Consider the following 16,816-nt stretch of genomic DNA (forward strand, 5'->3'; position numbering starts at 1 on the left):
CCTTGAAAATTATTTTTAACAGTAAAAGAAAATATTGCAAGAACTGATTGTATTTTTACCAACAACTTGAATAGTTATTTGCTTTGATTTAACTAATTTTAAAGTTGTAAAAACCCCTCTCCTCAAATTTTGAACAGAGTTTACTGGAATTAATAAAAAAGGTCGCATTTTGCGGCCTTTAATTTTGTGATTTAACGTTATTTTATCTGGCTTGTTTAACAGCTAATCCTAATTGCCATACCGCCATAGCATAATGTGTACTATGATTATAACGAGTAATTACATAAAAATTAGGTAAACCATACCAAAATTGATAACTATCGCCCATATCTAAACGTAACAAACTAACTTCTTTATGACCTTCTAATGAACTTTTTGGCTTTAATCCTGATTGAGCTAAATGCTCAATTGAATATTTGGTACTAAAACCTGTATCAAGAGAAAGCGCTTGTCCATCAGCAATGACCGCCACTTTTTTATTGCGTTGCCAACCATGTGATTTAAAATAATTAGCCACACTACCAATCGCATCAACTGGATCCCATAAATCAATATGACCATCATGATTAAAGTCAACAGCATGATTTCTAAATGCCGATGGCATAAACTGACCATATCCCATAGCGCCGGCAAATGATCCACTCAAATCAAAGGGATCTACCCCTTCATCACGACACATAATTAAAAAGTCTTCCAACTCTTTTGCAAAATATTGTGATCGTCTTTGATAATGGAATGCTAACGTTGATAATGCATCGATTATCTTTGTTTTGCCCATTACTCGGCCCCAACCTGTCTCAACGCCAATAATACCAACAATGATTTCAGGGGGCACACCGTATTCTTTATATGCTCGTTGTAAATCTTTGTCATATTTATTCCAAAAATCGACACCTTTAGGCAAATTATTTGGCGTAATGAATTTATTTTTATACCGAATCCATGCGCCATTAGGTACATTTGAAGAGCCTGATTTAGGTGCTTGCTTATCCATTAGACCAATTACCCAATCAAGTTTGTTTGTCTGCTCTAAAACTGTACGAAGCTGTTGACGATTAAAACCATGTTTTTTTACCATCATGGTAATAAACTTTTCTTTATCAACAGATAAAGGTGCACTAATAGGTTTCGGCTGTTCATGCTGTTTCTCTAAATAAACACCACCTTTTACATCTGAATGCCCTCGATGTTTCTGCATAGGTGTTTTAGAAGAACCGCCACTAGAACAAGCAGCAAGCCATAAAATCATCATGAGACAAATAACGATACGTTGCATAAATCATCCATATTTAATTAATTAAAATAACGGCGACATATTAAATTATTTATTGTTATTTAACAATATTTTGACATTCTTTCCCTTCTGCAATTTGAGCAATATTATTTAATGTTGTATCAGAAATATTTAACAATGCTTCTTGGGTTAAAAATGCTTGATGACCAGTAAACAGCACGTTATGGCATGATGATAAGCGACGGAATACATCATCTAAAATAACATCGTTGGATTTATCTTCGAAAAAAAGATCTCGCTCGTTTTCATACACATCCATGCCTAACGCACCAATTTTAGTTTGTTTTAAAGCTTCAATGGCTGCGGTTGCATCCAATAAACCACCACGACTAGTATTAATAATCATCACACCATTTTTCATTTTATTAAATGACTCTTTATTGAGCAAATGATAATTTTCTGGTGACATAGGACAGTGTAAAGTGATCACATCGGATTTAGTATAGAGTTCATCTAATTGAACATATTGCGCACCTAATTCAACGACAATATCATTAGGATAAGGATCATAAGCTAAAATATTCATGCCAAATCCTTTTAAAATACGAATAACAGCTTGACCAATTTTACCTGTACCAATAACCCCAGCCGTACGATTATGCATATTAAAACCTGTCAATCCTTCTAAAGAAAAATTAGCATCACGTGTACGTTGATAAGCTTTATGTGTTCTACGATTTAATGTCATCATTAATGCAACAGCATGTTCGGCCACTGCCTCTGGCGAATAAGCAGGAACACGAACTACAGTAATGCCTAATTCCTTAGCTTCAGCCAGATCGACATTATCAAAACCAGCACAGCGTAAGGCTAATATTTTAATCCCATAATGAGCTAATTTTTGTAATACCCGTTTATCCACTTCATCATTTACAAACACACATACAGCATCATATCCTTCAGCAGTAACCACTGTTTTATGACTTAATTTATGCTCATAATATTCAATTTCAAATCCAAAATGCTTATTTGCGATTTCTAGATGTTCTTTGTCGTAATGTTTACTGCTAAAAACAGCAACTTTCACAGTTTTCTTCATAATGGCTACTCCCTTTAAGATAAATTGATGTATTGTTTTGATTTTAAATGATGATTGAAACACATTGTCACATGCTAATTTTGACAACATTGAATGCTGAGTTTTGATTTATTTTGATTTAATTGGCTATTTTAGCCTTGAAAACTGGGCATCAACAAATCTACATATATAGTAAAACGTTTTATGATGGCTTTAGCAATTACTTTTTTTTTTATTATGCTATGATAGCACTTCCCTAAAAACTCACCAATAATGTTATGTAATGAATAACCCGCAAAATTCTATTTTCAAAACTATTTTTAATACAAAAATGCTAATCTGCATTTTCACAGGTTTTGCGTCAGGATTGCCTTTTTATTTATTAATACAACTATTACCTGCATGGCTGGCTAGTGAAGATATCAACATAAAAACTATTGGGATTTTATCTTTAACCCAGATGCCATATATTTTCAAATTTCTCTGGGCACCATTTATGGATAATATTTCTCTATTAAAACTTGGACGACGTCGAGGTTGGATGTTTATATCACAACTAGTTTTACTCTTTTCGATTGCAATTTTAGGTATTTTGTCACCTACGTTAAATATTTGGTTAATAGCTAATATCTGTTTTATTATCGCACTCTTTTCAGCAACCCAAGATATTGCTTTAGACGCTTTTCGGCGTGAATTGTTACTCGATAATGAACTTGGATTAGGTAATAGTATTCATACTAATGCTTATCGTATTGCCGGATTAGTACCTGGTTCACTATCATTGATACTATCAAGTTATTTACCGTGGAACAGTGTTTTTCTCATTACCGCATTATTTATGTTACCAGCAATTATTATGACATTACTGGTTAAAGAACCAATCAATCAAACTCCCAAGACTCATAGTTTGGATGAAATTATTATTAAACCTTTTAGTGAATTTATTACACGCCAAGGTGTTAAAAGTGCCGTATTGATTTTAGCTTTTATCTTTTTATATAAATTAGGGGATAGCATGGCAACGTCCTTAGCTACCCCATTTTATCTAAAAATGGGCTTCAGCCGTTTTGATGTGGGTTGGATTGCTAAAAATGCATCATTATGGCCAAGTGTATTGGGAGCTCTATTTGGCGGTATATTAATGATAAAAATAGGAATTAATCGCGCTTTATGGTGTTTTGGCTTTGTCCAAGTTATCTCTATTTTAGGTTTTGCTTGGTTATCAATCGAAGGACCTTTTGATGAGATTAATACTCATCAAAAAATTTTATTAGCATTAGTAATAGGATTTGAAGCATTAGGTGTTGGCCTTGGTTCAGCTGCTTTTGTTGCCTTTATTGCTAAGACCACTAATCCATTATATACCGCAACACAGTTTGCGTTATTTACCAGTATTGCCTCTATTCCTCGAACACTTATTAATTCGACAACAGGAATTATGGTTGATTATTTAGGCTGGACAAGCTTTTTCGGTTTATGTACGATGTTAGCGATACCTGGTATGGTGTTATTATTAAAAGTAGCGCCATGGAATTTAAAATCTTAGGAGACTTTATGGACAAACTATCTCTAGCATTTGAGTTTAGACATGCTTGTAAACTGTTTGATGAATCAAAAAAAATTAATCATACAGATCTTGAAGCAATTTTAGAGGCTGGTCGTTTATCTCCTTCCTCATTTGGGATGGAGCCTTGGCATTTTGTAGTTGTCGATAATGCAGATATTAAAACTGAATTACGTGCTGCTTGTTATAACCAAGAGCAAGTTACTAGTTGCTCACACTATGTGATTATACTTTACCGTAAAGCCAATAACTTTACTTCACAAAGTCATTATTTACGTCAAGCGGTAGCAAGAACGTTACCTAATCAAAATGATCAAACCGCCATTGATATTGCTTGCCAAGATTTTATTAATTTTACTAAATTTGGCTTAGCAAATGGTTTAACGGTAAATCATTGGTCAGAAATGCAAGATTACTTAGCGGCAGCAAATATGATGACAGCAGCGGCTTATCATGGTATTGATTCTTGTGCTATTGGTGGATTTGAACATGATAAAGTCATCCAGATTTTAGAAAAACATATTCCACAGTTTAGTGGTGAAACTTTTGGAGTTGGACTCTGTTTAGCATTTGGTTATCGAGTTAATGAGCAACAACCGCATATTCGTTGGTCACTTCAAGATGTGACGACTTATTTATCATAATCAATAACAAAATCTCTTCTGTCGCCAATTGGCGGCATGAAGATCAAAGCCTAAAAACTCATCATCAACGTATACAGTATTTCAACATCAGTTGATAACGACTGCAAAATAAATTCAATACCAGATAAAATATTACCTATTTGTGGATCACTAATATTTTTTAGGTAGAATTTAAAATTTTTTAACTCACCTTATTTTAGCAAGCAGAGCTTCCACAGTTTATTATGAGAGTGTGATCTCATTATTTAATAAAAAATAATTTTTAAGATCTAATTGAAAACTTAAAAAATTAATATAAACAACGCAAAACGTATAAAGAAAAACCTAATTAAAAAAATAAAAATATAAAGAAATAAAAAATTCAATAGCGATTCAAATTATCAATGCTACCTATTGCTATGATAACCAATTTTTTTGCACGATAGTGCTTGATAATGTTAGACTTATCAACTATAAATTGCGCTAACCGTATTTAAATTAGCCAGAATATCAGAATAAAGAAGGATATAACATGAACACCAAACATGCCCGCTTATTGATACTAGGGTCAGGACCTGCTGGCTATACAGCTGCTGTTTATGCTGCACGAGCAAACTTATCACCAGTATTAATTACTGGTACACAACAAGGTGGACAACTGACTACAACCACCGAAATCGAAAACTGGCCTGCTGGCGATCCAGAACTTACCGGACCAGAATTAATGATAAAAATGCAACAACAAGCAGAACGATTTAATACAGAAATCATTTTAGATCATATTGATCGTGTTGACTTTAGCCAAAAACCATTCAAACTTTTTGGTAGTGATACCGAATATAGTTGTGATGCATTAATCATAGCTACAGGCGCGTCAGCACAATATCTTGGTTTACCATCGGAAGAAGCGTTTAAAAGTAAAGGTGTGTCAGCTTGTGCTACTTGTGACGGTTTTTTCTATCGTAACCAAAAAGTTGCTGTCGTCGGTGGTGGTAATACTGCTGTTGAAGAAACCCTCTATTTAGCCAATATCGCTAGCGAAGTTCATTTGATCCATCGTCGTGATAGTTTTAGGGCTGAAAAAATATTAATGGACCGTTTAGCTGAAAAAGTGCAAGAAGGTAAAGTTATATTGCATACTCATCAAATTATTGATGAAATTCTAGGTGATAATATGGGCGTGACAAGTGTTAGAATTCGTAGTAGCCAAGATCCCAATATTTGCGAAAAAATTAATGTAATGGGCGTTTTTATTGCTATAGGCCACAAACCTAATACTGCTATTTTTGACGGCCAACTTGAACTAAATAATGGCTATATAAAAGTGCAATCAGGCACTCAAGGTAATGCAACTCAAACTAGCATTGAGGGTATTTTTGCTGCCGGTGATGTTATGGATCATATTTATCGACAAGCAATTACATCGGCTGGAACGGGATGTATGGCAGCGTTAGATGCTGAACATTATTTAGATAATTTAAAATAGAATCAGCTAAATAATATGTCTTTAGATAAACAACGCCAAACTTATTTACTTAACTGGTTAAAACAACACACCAAAATACACAAGTCAGATTTACGGGCTTCGGTTTTGACTGGATTTATGTTAAGTATTTTAATGATTGCTCAAGCAGCTTTTTTGGCGATTATTTTACAAAGATTAATTATTGAACAACAGTCTTTTTTGACGGTCATTCCTTACTTTTTATCTTTAATTATCATTTTACTGGCTCGAGGATCGTTAATTTATTTTCGTGAAAAGATTAACTTTGCTTTAGGGCAAAAGATCCGTAAGCAAATTAGACAAAAATTAATCGATCAGTTTGAATTGTTTGGTCCAGCTTATTTAAATCAAAGCACTACCGGAGCATGGAGTACGTTAGTTATTGAACAAGTCGATAATTTACATGACTTTTTTGCTCGTTATTTACCGCAAATGCGTTTAGCCAGCATGGTACCAATATTAATTTGTATTGCTATCTTCCCTTTCAACTGGGCTGCGGCCATTATTTTGCTTTGCACAGCCCCCCTGATCCCTATTTTTATGATTTTAGTGGGAATGGGAGCAGCTGACATTAATCGACGCCATTTTAAAGCGTTAGCTTATTTAAGTGGCCATTTCTTAGATCGATTAAAAGGACTTAACACCATTCGTTTATTCAATCAAGGTGAACAACAAACGGAAGAAATCGCTCAAGCATCTGAAGATTTCCGAGTTAAAACCATGCAAGTGTTAAAAATGGCCTTTTTATCCTCTGCTGTGTTAGAGTTTTTTACCTCAATTTCAATTGCTATTGTGGCAGTCTATTTTGGTTTTTCTTATTTAGGCGAATTTGATTTTGGCGCCTATAATGGAACTGTTACTTTATTTGCTGGTTTTTTTGCATTAATTTTAGCACCTGAGTATTTTCAACCCTTACGAGATCTCGGAGTCTATTATCATGCTAAAGCCGAAGCTATTGCTGCTGCTGATAATATCGAAACTTTTTTAAATAAAAATTTACCGCAACAAGTTGATAACGCTCAGCCAAAAAATAACTTGAACCAATTGCAAGCAAACAATTATCTAGATATTGGAGTTTTAAAAACAATTGAAGCCAAAGATCTGATCGTACTATCCAATGAAGCTCTGCCAATTGTTGGGCCACTTAGCTTTTCATTACATGCGCCCTTTAAACTAGCCTTAATTGGCACTAGTGGTGAAGGAAAAAGCTCGCTCATGCAAGTATTACTTGGATTTTTGCCTTATCAAGGTTCACTTAAAATTAATGGTATTGAATTTAATCATTTAGATTTAAAGAGTTGGCAACAACAAATCAGTTGGATTGGCCAAAATCCTTATCTCATTAACGGTTCGATTCGTGAAAATATTCTACTTGGTAAACCCACAGCAACCACTAATGAGCTTGATGAAGTGATAGCCAAAGCACAATTATCTGATGTTATCGCTAAACTGCCTGAGGGAGTGGAGACACAGGTCGGCGAAGATGCGGTACGATTATCAGTAGGACAAGCCCAACGTGTAGCGCTCGCCAGAGCAATGCTAAAACCTTGCCAATTACTAATCCTAGATGAACCAACCGCAAGTTTAGATAAACAGACAGTAGAATTGTTAGCACCATATGATATTGCCACTAACAGTATTACCATAACTCATCAACATGATGATATGCATGATTTTGAGCTAGTTTGGAAACTGTCAAAAGGACAAATTAACGCCATTAAGGAGAGTTTATGCTAACGCTATTACTCCCTTATATTGCACTTTATAAGCACTACTTTTGGCAAATTGTTATTGGACTTGGTTTATCTATTCTTACGCTATTAGCCAGTATCTTTTTGCTCTCATTATCGGGATGGTTTTTAGCCTCTACAGCCGTTGTTAGTGTTGCCGGTTTATATACCTTTAATTACATGTTACCTGCAGCTGGTGTACGAGCAGCAGCAATTACCCGAACAGCATCACGCTATGTAGAGCGTTTAGTTGATCATAACACTACTTTTAAAATTTTAGCTTATTTAAGAACGTTAGCATTTAGAAAGATTTTACCACTCAGTGCTAACCAATTAGCTCAATATCAAAAAGCTGATTTACTTAACCGTTTTATTGTCGATATTGATGCACTTGATCATCTATATTTAAAACTATTTTCACCGATTGTTACAGCATTAGTCATAATTTTGTTGCTGTTTGTCGGACTAAGTTATATCAATTTACCCATTGCCTTAATCATTACTATCGTGTTAACAATTACCTTACTTGCTATACCTGTCATTTTTTATCATGCAGGCAAACAGTTAGGAGAAACATTAGCTAAACAACAAAGTGAATATCGGGCGTCATTAATTAATTATTTACAAGGTCAAGCTGAACTAACGTTATTTAATGCGCAACATCGTTACCGCACAAAACTAGATAAACTTGAATCAGACTGGCTTTTTCATCAACAACGTCAATCAACATTAATGGCATTATCAAGTGCACTCGTCGTGTTGATTGCTGGTTTTTTAACTTTATTGGTGCTGTGGTTGATTACTCAATACACATTATCACCTTTAGTTGCCTTATTTGTTTTTGTTTGCTTGGCTAGTAGTGAAATTTTAGCGCCCATTCCAGGAGCATTTATCTTTTTAGGGCAGGTATTAACATCCGCAACACGCACAACAGTCTTATTTAACCAAACACCTGATATCAAATTTATTGAACAAGGCAAAACTATTGATTTATCTATTGCTAAACTACAATTCGATGACATTAGTTTTAGTTATCCTAATCAACCTTTTGCTATTTTAAGTCACTTTTCATTAACTATTAATTCCGGTCAACATGTTGGTTTAATAGGTAAAACTGGCTGTGGCAAATCAACACTGCTTAATTTAGTTACACGCACATGGGAAGCAAATTCCGGCAAAATTTTGATCAATGATATTCCGGTTGATCAACTCGATGAAACCACACTTAGACAAATCATTGCGGTTGTACCTCAGGTTATTACTATTTTTAGTGATACACTTAAACAAAATTTGCTAATTGGTAATCAACAGGCATCTGACCAACAGTTGATCGATGTATTACATCAAGTTGAACTATCAAAATTATTAGCGAACGATCAAGGTTTAAATTTACCATTAGGACAAGGTGGGCGCGCTCTATCAGGCGGCGAAATTCGTCGTATCGGTATTGCTCGAGCATTATTACATAATTCACCACTGATCCTAATGGACGAACCAACTGAAAGTCTTGACCAACAAACCGAACATCAGATCATCGAGCTGATTAAACAAACCTGTAAAAATAAAACATTACTAATGGTCACCCATAGATTAACCAATAATCCGTTGTTTGATCGAATTATAAACTTATAATTTTTGCATTATATATGTAAAATATCGTTATACTCATAGTTCAAACTCTAATCCACAATTTTTTATATTAAATATAACTTGATTAATTTATCGAGTGATATTTAATATAATGCCTATATTTAAAAAATATTGAGTATTGTAATGTGCTTTTTTAGCATTTCTAAACAAATATTAGTTCATTAGCCATATTTTAGTTAATAACTATCCTATAATTGCTTACCCACATTTTGTTAATATTTTCTTATTGCTTAAAAAATAGGTACCAAGTTTAAGGAGTAACACAAAGAACATGACCACCATCACCAAAATGTTTGACAGCGTAGTTACGGATAAATCCATTTGTCTGGCTCGCAACATACGGTTTTTTCTTATACTCATCGTTTTGCCAAAAATTATAAATATCTGGAAACTCAGCACCACTATACCTTTGCATAGTGCCCCACTCTGTAAAAAAACCTGCACCAATGTGGCGCTGAAAATAATTACCTGACGACAAAGGTGTGGCACTTTCGACGCCTTCATATTTTGCATTGGTCAAGTCTTTAATTTTAGTTGCACGATAACCAATCTTATCGCACCATTCTATTTGAGGCGTAAAATCACCTAATACCTGTCCTCGAAGGATAAACCACTTTTGTAATTGAAAACCATACTTCACAACAACATCATTATTGTGAATATCTTTACCTTTACCTATTAACTCAAAAGTTTGAGGTAATGTTGGCTTTTTCACATGGGAAGGAGAGTCTGACTTCCGTTGTCGATTATCCGCAATATAACCTTTTATTTTGACCCGAACAACACTTGTATCTGGTTTTTTAGGATCATACCCCACATCAATAGTAATACCTCCTTTACCATCATTAGGGACGGCAGACCAACTCAAAGGTTCATGACTGCCACTAATAATTAAATCAAAATATAAACCATTTGCTCCAGTAGTTGGAAAATTTTTGTCATAAGATGATGGAGTAGTTGATTGGACTAAAAATCCCTTTTCAGGATCCCACATTGAATCAGGACCAGCAAACTCATTTTTACTTCTATCCATATTGGGTTTAGCAAAGCAAACCTTTGGTATGACCTTAGGATTAATATAATAGGTCGCACTATTGCCAATAAAATCACTACTATTGGGAACACCATAACTTGTACTCAAAGTTCCTGAAGTACTACTTAATGTCACTTTATAAGGAGCTTTACAGAGATCTAACGTTTCATTGCGGGACACGTCCTTATTATCTTTATCAGTAATTTTCAGATCTAAATTACCTGTAATAGTAATGCCAAGATTATCCTGCCCATCACCATCATCATCACGCCAATAGTTATAAGGCGCACCAATAACCGTACTTAATGGGATTGAATTAGTATTGGTTGGTATAAACATCTCAATATCAGCGAAGCTTTCACCCAAATTAGCTAATTCAATAGGATTAGTCGCCGTTGAATTATTCGATTCCCTTGTAAATAATCTTCCATCAGATAAACGGATATCTAATAAATGATTGGTATCAGTAACTTTAGTTTGTCCTTCATCAAATGTTAAATAGGGTGCACTACCATGAATAAAATTAGTTGTATAAGACGATAATGCATAACTACTTGATGAAAATAATAAAACTAAAGTAAAGGCGAAAACGCTAAAAAGTGGCGAAAATAAAAATAACCTTAAAAATTGAGGAAAAAATAAACTACTAGAAAAAACTAAGCGTTGATTGCAATAACGAGATGATTTTAAAGTATAAGTTGGGCAGGTTTGGTGTTTGGTGTTTGGTGTTTGGTGTTTAATATTATAGCTCATAACGACAACCTTGTCAAGTAATTCCATGTTTTATTTAACTTTTTTAAGTTAATTTGACTAAATAACAGCCTATTCTTGTGCTAAAAATCATCTAAAAGTATAGTAACTGAAAATAATCTATGCAACTTCTTTTAAAGTCTAAATTGTTAACTTTTGTAAATATTATTAGTGAGATAAGCTGTTAACGCTCTGTTTAAACCCTTCACCTCTCCTCAAATTCTTGAGTTTAAAAAGTACGCTCTTCAAAGATATGCTATGCAGGCAATCTACATTCGATGCCTGATTTGTTAAAGGTTAAACGCAACTTATTGTATTTATATGTTTATTGATAGGTACAATTTGTTACGTTGTATTTGCCAGATTATCAATCATTAACTTTATAGAATTAATCTCCACGACATATCGCTCTTTTGTTAAAAATAGCCATATTAATAATATTAGAATTTCCTTGATTTTTGCCGCCCATATGGAATACAACCTGACCATTTTGTCTCAAACCAAGCGGATAAAAACGTGTAACACCAAGACTATTATAAGCCGTTTTAGAAGCGGTCCATATCTCGTTTGCAAAAAGAGAGTTATAATTACCCAATACCCCCCATTCGCCCATAAAACTGCCTACTCCTCGTATAAAATTTGGATTCCAATCACTATTTCCTTTATATTCTTCTAGTGTATATAGCAATCCCCTACGAAAATTATCATCTAAAGCTTCATCTCTTGTTGTTTTATATCTTAAGAGCGATGAGTGGTCATCGTTACGACAATAATCTAATGTTTTATAAGTTGTTTTGGGAATATGCTCCCAATGTCCACCACGATCTCCACCTCCACGCCAAACATCTCGATCTCCGGGATCGCTAATATCGTCTGATAACTGGTTAGTAAATTCAAGAAGGTTTTGATTTATTTTCGCTGGCCATTTACTCGGTACCGGGATCGTAAAACTATCCATCCAAATCCAATCTCGACCATTAAAGTACTCCATGGTTATTACCGGCGTACCATTTTGAATAAATTGCCATTTTTTTTCTGCCGCATAATTAACCGTGCAGTTTGCACCATAACCATTGATGGTCGATAACCATATTTTGCCACCCCCATTATGTGAATAACAGCGATAACGACTTTGGTCTGCACCTGCACCTATTAACGTAAATGCCGCATTTTGAAAACCCGTGGTCGGGAAGCCACTCCAGCGTGAAAAGCCCCAAAAGTTATGAAATACATTTCCGTCATAACCACCATAATTACCCATATCATTTGGTCTTAAATAGCAGATACTGGGATTATGGGGAATGACGGTATATTCTACCCAACTATTACCATAATAACGATTATTCGGTACACCATAAGGGGTATTAGCTTTGATATCCCTAACCTCTACTCTTAATTTATAGGGCCCACCACAGCTCCATAATTCATTACCTAACCTATCATTCGGAATTTTTGCACCATTTTCATACCATGTCGCTTTTAGATAACCTGATATATATCCCCCCGCTTCATCACCATCTGCATCACCTATACTAAGATAAGGGATATGATGAGCATTACCATCACTGATGACACTATGGGACAAGACTTGATTAAAATGCATACCGGGAGGTGCTTTGATGGCAACCCCGGCATCCCAGGCGCTTATCCAATTATAACCACCTTGACCATTAGGAAAATTCAAACCTATTATTTGACGTAAATCAGTTAAAGGGTTAAAACCATCACCTAATATAATATAGGGAGAATTCCCGGTAATAACTTTGACGGTACTGGCTCTTAGGGATGTTAGTGCATAACTACTTGATGAAAAGAATAAAACTAAAGTAACGGCGAAAACGCTAAAAAGCGGCGAGAATAAAAATAACCTTAAAAATCGAGGAAAAAATAAATTATTAGAAAAGACTAAACGTTGATTGCAATAACGAGATGAATTTAAAGTATAAGTTGGGCAGGTTTGGTGTTTGGTGTTTGGTGTTTAAAATTATAGTTCATAACAACAGCCTTGTCAAGTAATTCCATGTTTTATTTGGCTTTTTTAAGTTAATTTGACTAAATAACAGCCTATTATTGCGCTAAAAATCATCTAAAAGTATAGTGATTGAAAATAATCTATGCAACTGATTTTAGAATCTAAATTGTTAACTTTTGTAAATATTATTAGTCAGATAAGCTGTTAACGCACTGTTTTAACCTTTTTAAAACTCCTTTCCGCAAATTTTTGAGGTTAAAAAGTGCGTTCTTCAAAGATATGCTATGCAGTTAATTCTACCTTCGATACCTGATTTATTAAAGGCAGAACGCAACTGATTGTATTTATACATTTATTGATAGGTACAATTTGTTGCGTTATATTTGCTAGATTATCAATGGTAACATCATAGGATTAATCTCCACGACATATTGAATTGGCTGAAATTGTCACTCCATTACGGTTTATACTTGGTGTAATAGCATATCCATCTACTCGAACATAAAAAGGCTTGTAAGCATCATTTCTATCTGCTGTCCATATCTTATCTCCCCAAAGTGAATTATAACTCTTCAATGCCCCCCATTCGCCCATAAAATTACCTAAACCACGAACAAAACCTCGTGTATTATTATTACCTTTAAGCTCTACAAGCGTATATAGCAATCCCCTGCGAAAATTGTCATCCATCGCTTCCGATGTTTGGGTTCGGCGTTTTACATTGTTACTATTTCTGCCACTACAATAATCCAATATGTAATAAATTGTTTTAGGAACATGTACCCATTGTCCATGTTCAGCACCTCCATCCCAAACATTTCGATCTCCAGGCTCGTGCATACCGTCAAGAATCACTTGATTGGTAAAATTACTCTCATTGCCCATTTTTGATGGCCATTTACTCGGTACCGGTATGGTAAAACTATCCATCCAAATCCAATCTCGACCGTTAAAGTATTCCATGGTTATTACCGGCGTACCATTTTGAATAAATTGCCATTTTTTTTCTGCCGCATAATTAACCGTGCAGTTTGCACCATAACCATTGATGGTCGATAACCATATTTTGCCACCCCCATTATGTGAATAACAGCGATAACGACTTTGGTCTGCACCTGCACCTATTAACGTAAATGCCGCATTTTGAAAACCCGTGGTCGGAAAGCCACTCCAACGAGAAAAGCCCCAAAAGTTATGAAATACATTTCCGTCATAACCACCATAATTACCCATATCATTTGGTCTTAAATAGCAGATACTGGGATTATGGGGAATGACGGTATATTCCACCCAACTATTACCATAATAACGATTATTCGGCACACCATAAGGGGTATTAGCTTGGATATCCCAAACCTCTACTCTTAATTTATAAGGCCCACCACAACCCCATAATTCATTACCTAACCTATCATACGGAATTTGTACGCCATTTTCATACCATGTTGCTTTTAGATAACCTGACACATATCCCCCCCCTTCATCACCATCTGCATCACCTATAGTAAGATAAGGGATATGATGAGCATTACCATCACTGATGACACTATGGGACAAGACTTGATTAAAATGCATACCGGGCGGTGCTTTTATGGCAACCCCGGCATCCCAGGCGCTTATCCAATTATAACCACCTTGACCATTAGGAAAATTCAAACCTATTATTTGACGTAAATCAGTTAAAGGGTTAAAACCATCACCTAATATAATATAGGGAGAATTGCCGGCAATAACTTTGACGGTACTGGCTCTTAGGGATGTTAGTGCATAACTACTTGATGAAAAGAATAAAACTAAAGTAACGGCGAAAACGCTAAAAAGCGGCGAGAATAAAAATAACCTTAAAAATCGAGAAAAAAATAAACTACTATAAAAGACTAAACGTTGATTGTAATAACGAGATGATTTTAAAGTATAAGTTGGGCATGTTTGGTGTTTGGTGTTTGGTGTTTAACATTATAGTTCATAACAACAGCCTTGTCAAGTAATTCCATGTTTTATTTGGCTTTTTTAAGTTAATTTGACTAAATAACAGCCTATTATTGCGCTAAAAATCATCTAAAAGTATAGTGACTGAAAATAATCTATGCAACTGATTTTAGAATCTAAATTGTTAATTTATGTAAAGATATCTCATATTTATGAATTGTGACTATTTAATACACCCCATACCATCTATAGATGATATAGGGTGTATTAAATACAAAGCAATAACGACCATTTTTTATTTAACTGTATTATTTATCGTTTTTAGCAAGCTAATCAGAGATTAATCATTAAGGTGTAACACAGACGGCATAAGTTTTTTTGCTAAAACTTCTATAATGAATGTCTCCATCATCAGGAAAAACCACAAATATACCAGTATAAACCCCATTCGTTTTTGTGTCGTCTGTCCAATAATAGTCATTAAAAAAGTTAGCTCCATCATATTTAATCATATATCCCCACTCCGAAAAAAAACCTGCATTAATTATACGTTGATAATAATTATTAGGTGACAATGGCGTCGCACCGACAGCACCTACACAACGATCATCAGCATTTTTTCCTTGACAAGAAGCATTAGTTAAATCTTTTACTTGTGCAAGACGATAGCCAATTTTTTTGCACCACGAACGTTGGTCACCATTTTTAGCTTTTACATTTCCTCGGTTGATAAACCACTTTTTTACCTGAAAACCATACTTCACCACATCATTATCATCACTATCTTTACCTATTAACTCAAATGTCTGAGGCAATGATGGAACAAGTATCTTTTCATCTATAGCAAAGGGACCCGTTAAGGTGACCCGAACAACACTGGTATCTGATTCATTTAAATACTTCACATCAGCACTAATACCGCTACCGCTATTAGTAACAGACCAACTCAAAGGTTCATAACTACCACCAATACTTAAATCAAAATATAAACCATTTGCTCCAGTAGTTGGAAAATTTCGTGCATAAGATGATGGAGTAGTTGATTGGACTAGAAATCCCCTTTCAGGATCCCATATCGATTTAGGTCCAGCATATATGCCTGTACCAGACTTTAGCTCTGGTTTAGCAAAACAGATCGTTGGCATAGCTTTAGGGCTAATGTAATATGTAGCATTACTAGCGCTAAAAGTGCTACGATTAGGAACGCCATACTGAGTATTTAATAAGCCATCAGTACTTGTTATTGTGACTTTATATGGTGCTTCGCAAATATTTAGTACATGATTACGTGCTACTACTTGATTTTTATTATCAACAATAGTTAAAGTTAAATTACCAGTAGCTGAAATACCATTACTCCCCTGACCATCGCCATCATCATCGCGCCAATAGTTATAAGGCGCGCCAATAAGTGTATTTAATCGGATTGAATTAGTATTGGTTGGTATAAACATCTTTATATCAGCGAAGCTTTCACCCAAATTAGTTAATACAATAGGATTAGTCGCCGTTGAATTATTTGATTCATTTGTAAATAATCGCCCATCAGATAAACGGATAGCTAATAAATGATTGGTATCAGTAACTTTAGTCTGTCCTTCATCAAATGTTAAATAGGGTGCACTACCATGAATAACATTAGTTGTATAAGACGATAATGCATAACTATTTGATGAAAAGAATAAAAATAAAGTAACAGCGAAAACACTAAAAAGTGGCGAGAATAAAAATAACCTTAAAAATCGAGGA

The 16,816-nt window shown here is 34.7% G+C and carries 11 protein-coding genes; 5 read left to right on the top strand and 6 right to left on the bottom strand.

Translation table 11 applies throughout. From position 1 onward, the window contains the following. Positions 1-202: 202 nt before the first annotated feature. Together mltB and H3T56_RS00865 are read right to left on the bottom strand one after the other, a co-directional pair. Positions 203-1,276 (bottom strand): lytic murein transglycosylase B, encoded by a 1,074-nt coding sequence (gene mltB, locus H3T56_RS00860; RefSeq protein ID WP_198191787.1) that lies wholly within the window; start codon positions 1,274-1,276, stop codon positions 203-205. Positions 1,277-1,331: 55 nt separating this feature from the next. Beyond that, positions 1,332-2,321, bottom strand: coding sequence for a 2-hydroxyacid dehydrogenase (locus H3T56_RS00865; protein WP_198191953.1), 990 nt, complete (start codon positions 2,319-2,321; stop codon positions 1,332-1,334). A 274-nt stretch (positions 2,322-2,595) separates the two neighbouring features. Here H3T56_RS00865 and H3T56_RS00870 point away from each other — a divergent pair, with 274 nt between their 5' ends. From H3T56_RS00870 to cydC, 5 genes are all read left to right on the top strand, one after another. Then, positions 2,596-3,858, top strand: a complete 1,263-nt coding sequence (locus H3T56_RS00870) for an AmpG family muropeptide MFS transporter (RefSeq protein ID WP_034902784.1) — start codon at positions 2,596-2,598, stop codon at positions 3,856-3,858. A gap of 8 nt (positions 3,859-3,866) precedes the next feature. After that, the gene (locus tag H3T56_RS00875) at positions 3,867-4,520 is read left to right on the top strand and encodes an NAD(P)H-dependent oxidoreductase (RefSeq protein WP_034902787.1); all 654 of its coding nucleotides are present in this window, start codon (positions 3,867-3,869) and stop codon (positions 4,518-4,520) included. 511 nt (positions 4,521-5,031) lie between these two features. Beyond that, positions 5,032-5,985 carry a thioredoxin-disulfide reductase gene (gene trxB / locus H3T56_RS00880; protein ID WP_198191788.1) on the top strand — a complete coding sequence of 318 codons (954 nt, stop codon included), beginning with the start codon at positions 5,032-5,034 and terminating at the stop codon, positions 5,983-5,985. Between the two features lie 15 nt (positions 5,986-6,000). Continuing rightward, entirely contained in the window at positions 6,001-7,740 is a 1,740-nt protein-coding gene (cydD, locus tag H3T56_RS00885) for a cysteine/glutathione ABC transporter permease/ATP-binding protein CydD (RefSeq protein WP_198191789.1), read from the top strand. Next, positions 7,734-9,365 carry a cysteine/glutathione ABC transporter ATP-binding protein/permease CydC gene (gene cydC / locus H3T56_RS00890; RefSeq protein WP_198191790.1) on the top strand — a complete coding sequence of 544 codons (1,632 nt, stop codon included), beginning with the start codon at positions 7,734-7,736 and terminating at the stop codon, positions 9,363-9,365. The genes cydD and cydC overlap by 7 nt, the downstream gene beginning before the upstream one ends. Before the next feature lie 268 nt (positions 9,366-9,633). Here cydC and H3T56_RS00895 read toward each other — a convergent pair whose 3' ends face one another. From H3T56_RS00895 to H3T56_RS00910, 4 genes are all read right to left on the bottom strand, one after another. Then, a complete protein-coding gene (locus H3T56_RS00895) occupies positions 9,634-11,169 on the bottom strand; it encodes a hypothetical protein (protein ID WP_198191791.1) in 1,536 nt (511 codons plus the stop codon). A 385-nt stretch (positions 11,170-11,554) separates the two neighbouring features. Continuing rightward, positions 11,555-12,850, bottom strand: coding sequence for a hypothetical protein (locus tag H3T56_RS00900; RefSeq protein WP_198191792.1), 1,296 nt, complete (start codon positions 12,848-12,850; stop codon positions 11,555-11,557). A 702-nt stretch (positions 12,851-13,552) separates the two neighbouring features. Beyond that, positions 13,553-14,794 carry a hypothetical protein gene (locus H3T56_RS00905; RefSeq protein ID WP_198191793.1) on the bottom strand — a complete coding sequence of 414 codons (1,242 nt, stop codon included), beginning with the start codon at positions 14,792-14,794 and terminating at the stop codon, positions 13,553-13,555. 620 nt (positions 14,795-15,414) lie between these two features. After that, complete coding sequence (locus H3T56_RS00910; protein WP_065578637.1) at positions 15,415-16,521, bottom strand: hypothetical protein; 1,107 nt, start codon at positions 16,519-16,521, stop codon at positions 15,415-15,417. Positions 16,522-16,816: the final 295 nt, after the last annotated feature.

Source organism: Gilliamella sp. W8123 (genome assembly GCF_016101085.1).
In the GTDB taxonomy this organism is placed as follows: Bacteria; Pseudomonadota; Gammaproteobacteria; order Enterobacterales; family Orbaceae; genus Gilliamella; species Gilliamella apis.

Bases quoted from the DNA above. Each gene is read 5' to 3' on its own strand.
- H3T56_RS00910 (WP_065578637.1), bottom strand. From the start codon at position 16,521: ATGTTTATACCAACCAATACTAATTCAATCCGATTAAATACACTTATT.
- cydC (WP_198191790.1), top strand. From the start codon at position 7,734: ATGCTAACGCTATTACTCCCTTATATTGCACTTTATAAGCACTACTTT.
- cydD (WP_198191789.1), top strand. From the start codon at position 6,001: ATGTCTTTAGATAAACAACGCCAAACTTATTTACTTAACTGGTTAAAA.
- mltB (WP_198191787.1), bottom strand. From the start codon at position 1,276: ATGCAACGTATCGTTATTTGTCTCATGATGATTTTATGGCTTGCTGCT.
- H3T56_RS00895 (WP_198191791.1), bottom strand. From the start codon at position 11,169: ATGAGCTATAATATTAAACACCAAACACCAAACACCAAACACCAAACC.
- H3T56_RS00875 (WP_034902787.1), top strand. From the start codon at position 3,867: ATGGACAAACTATCTCTAGCATTTGAGTTTAGACATGCTTGTAAACTG.
- H3T56_RS00870 (WP_034902784.1), top strand. From the start codon at position 2,596: ATGAATAACCCGCAAAATTCTATTTTCAAAACTATTTTTAATACAAAA.
- trxB (WP_198191788.1), top strand. From the start codon at position 5,032: ATGAACACCAAACATGCCCGCTTATTGATACTAGGGTCAGGACCTGCT.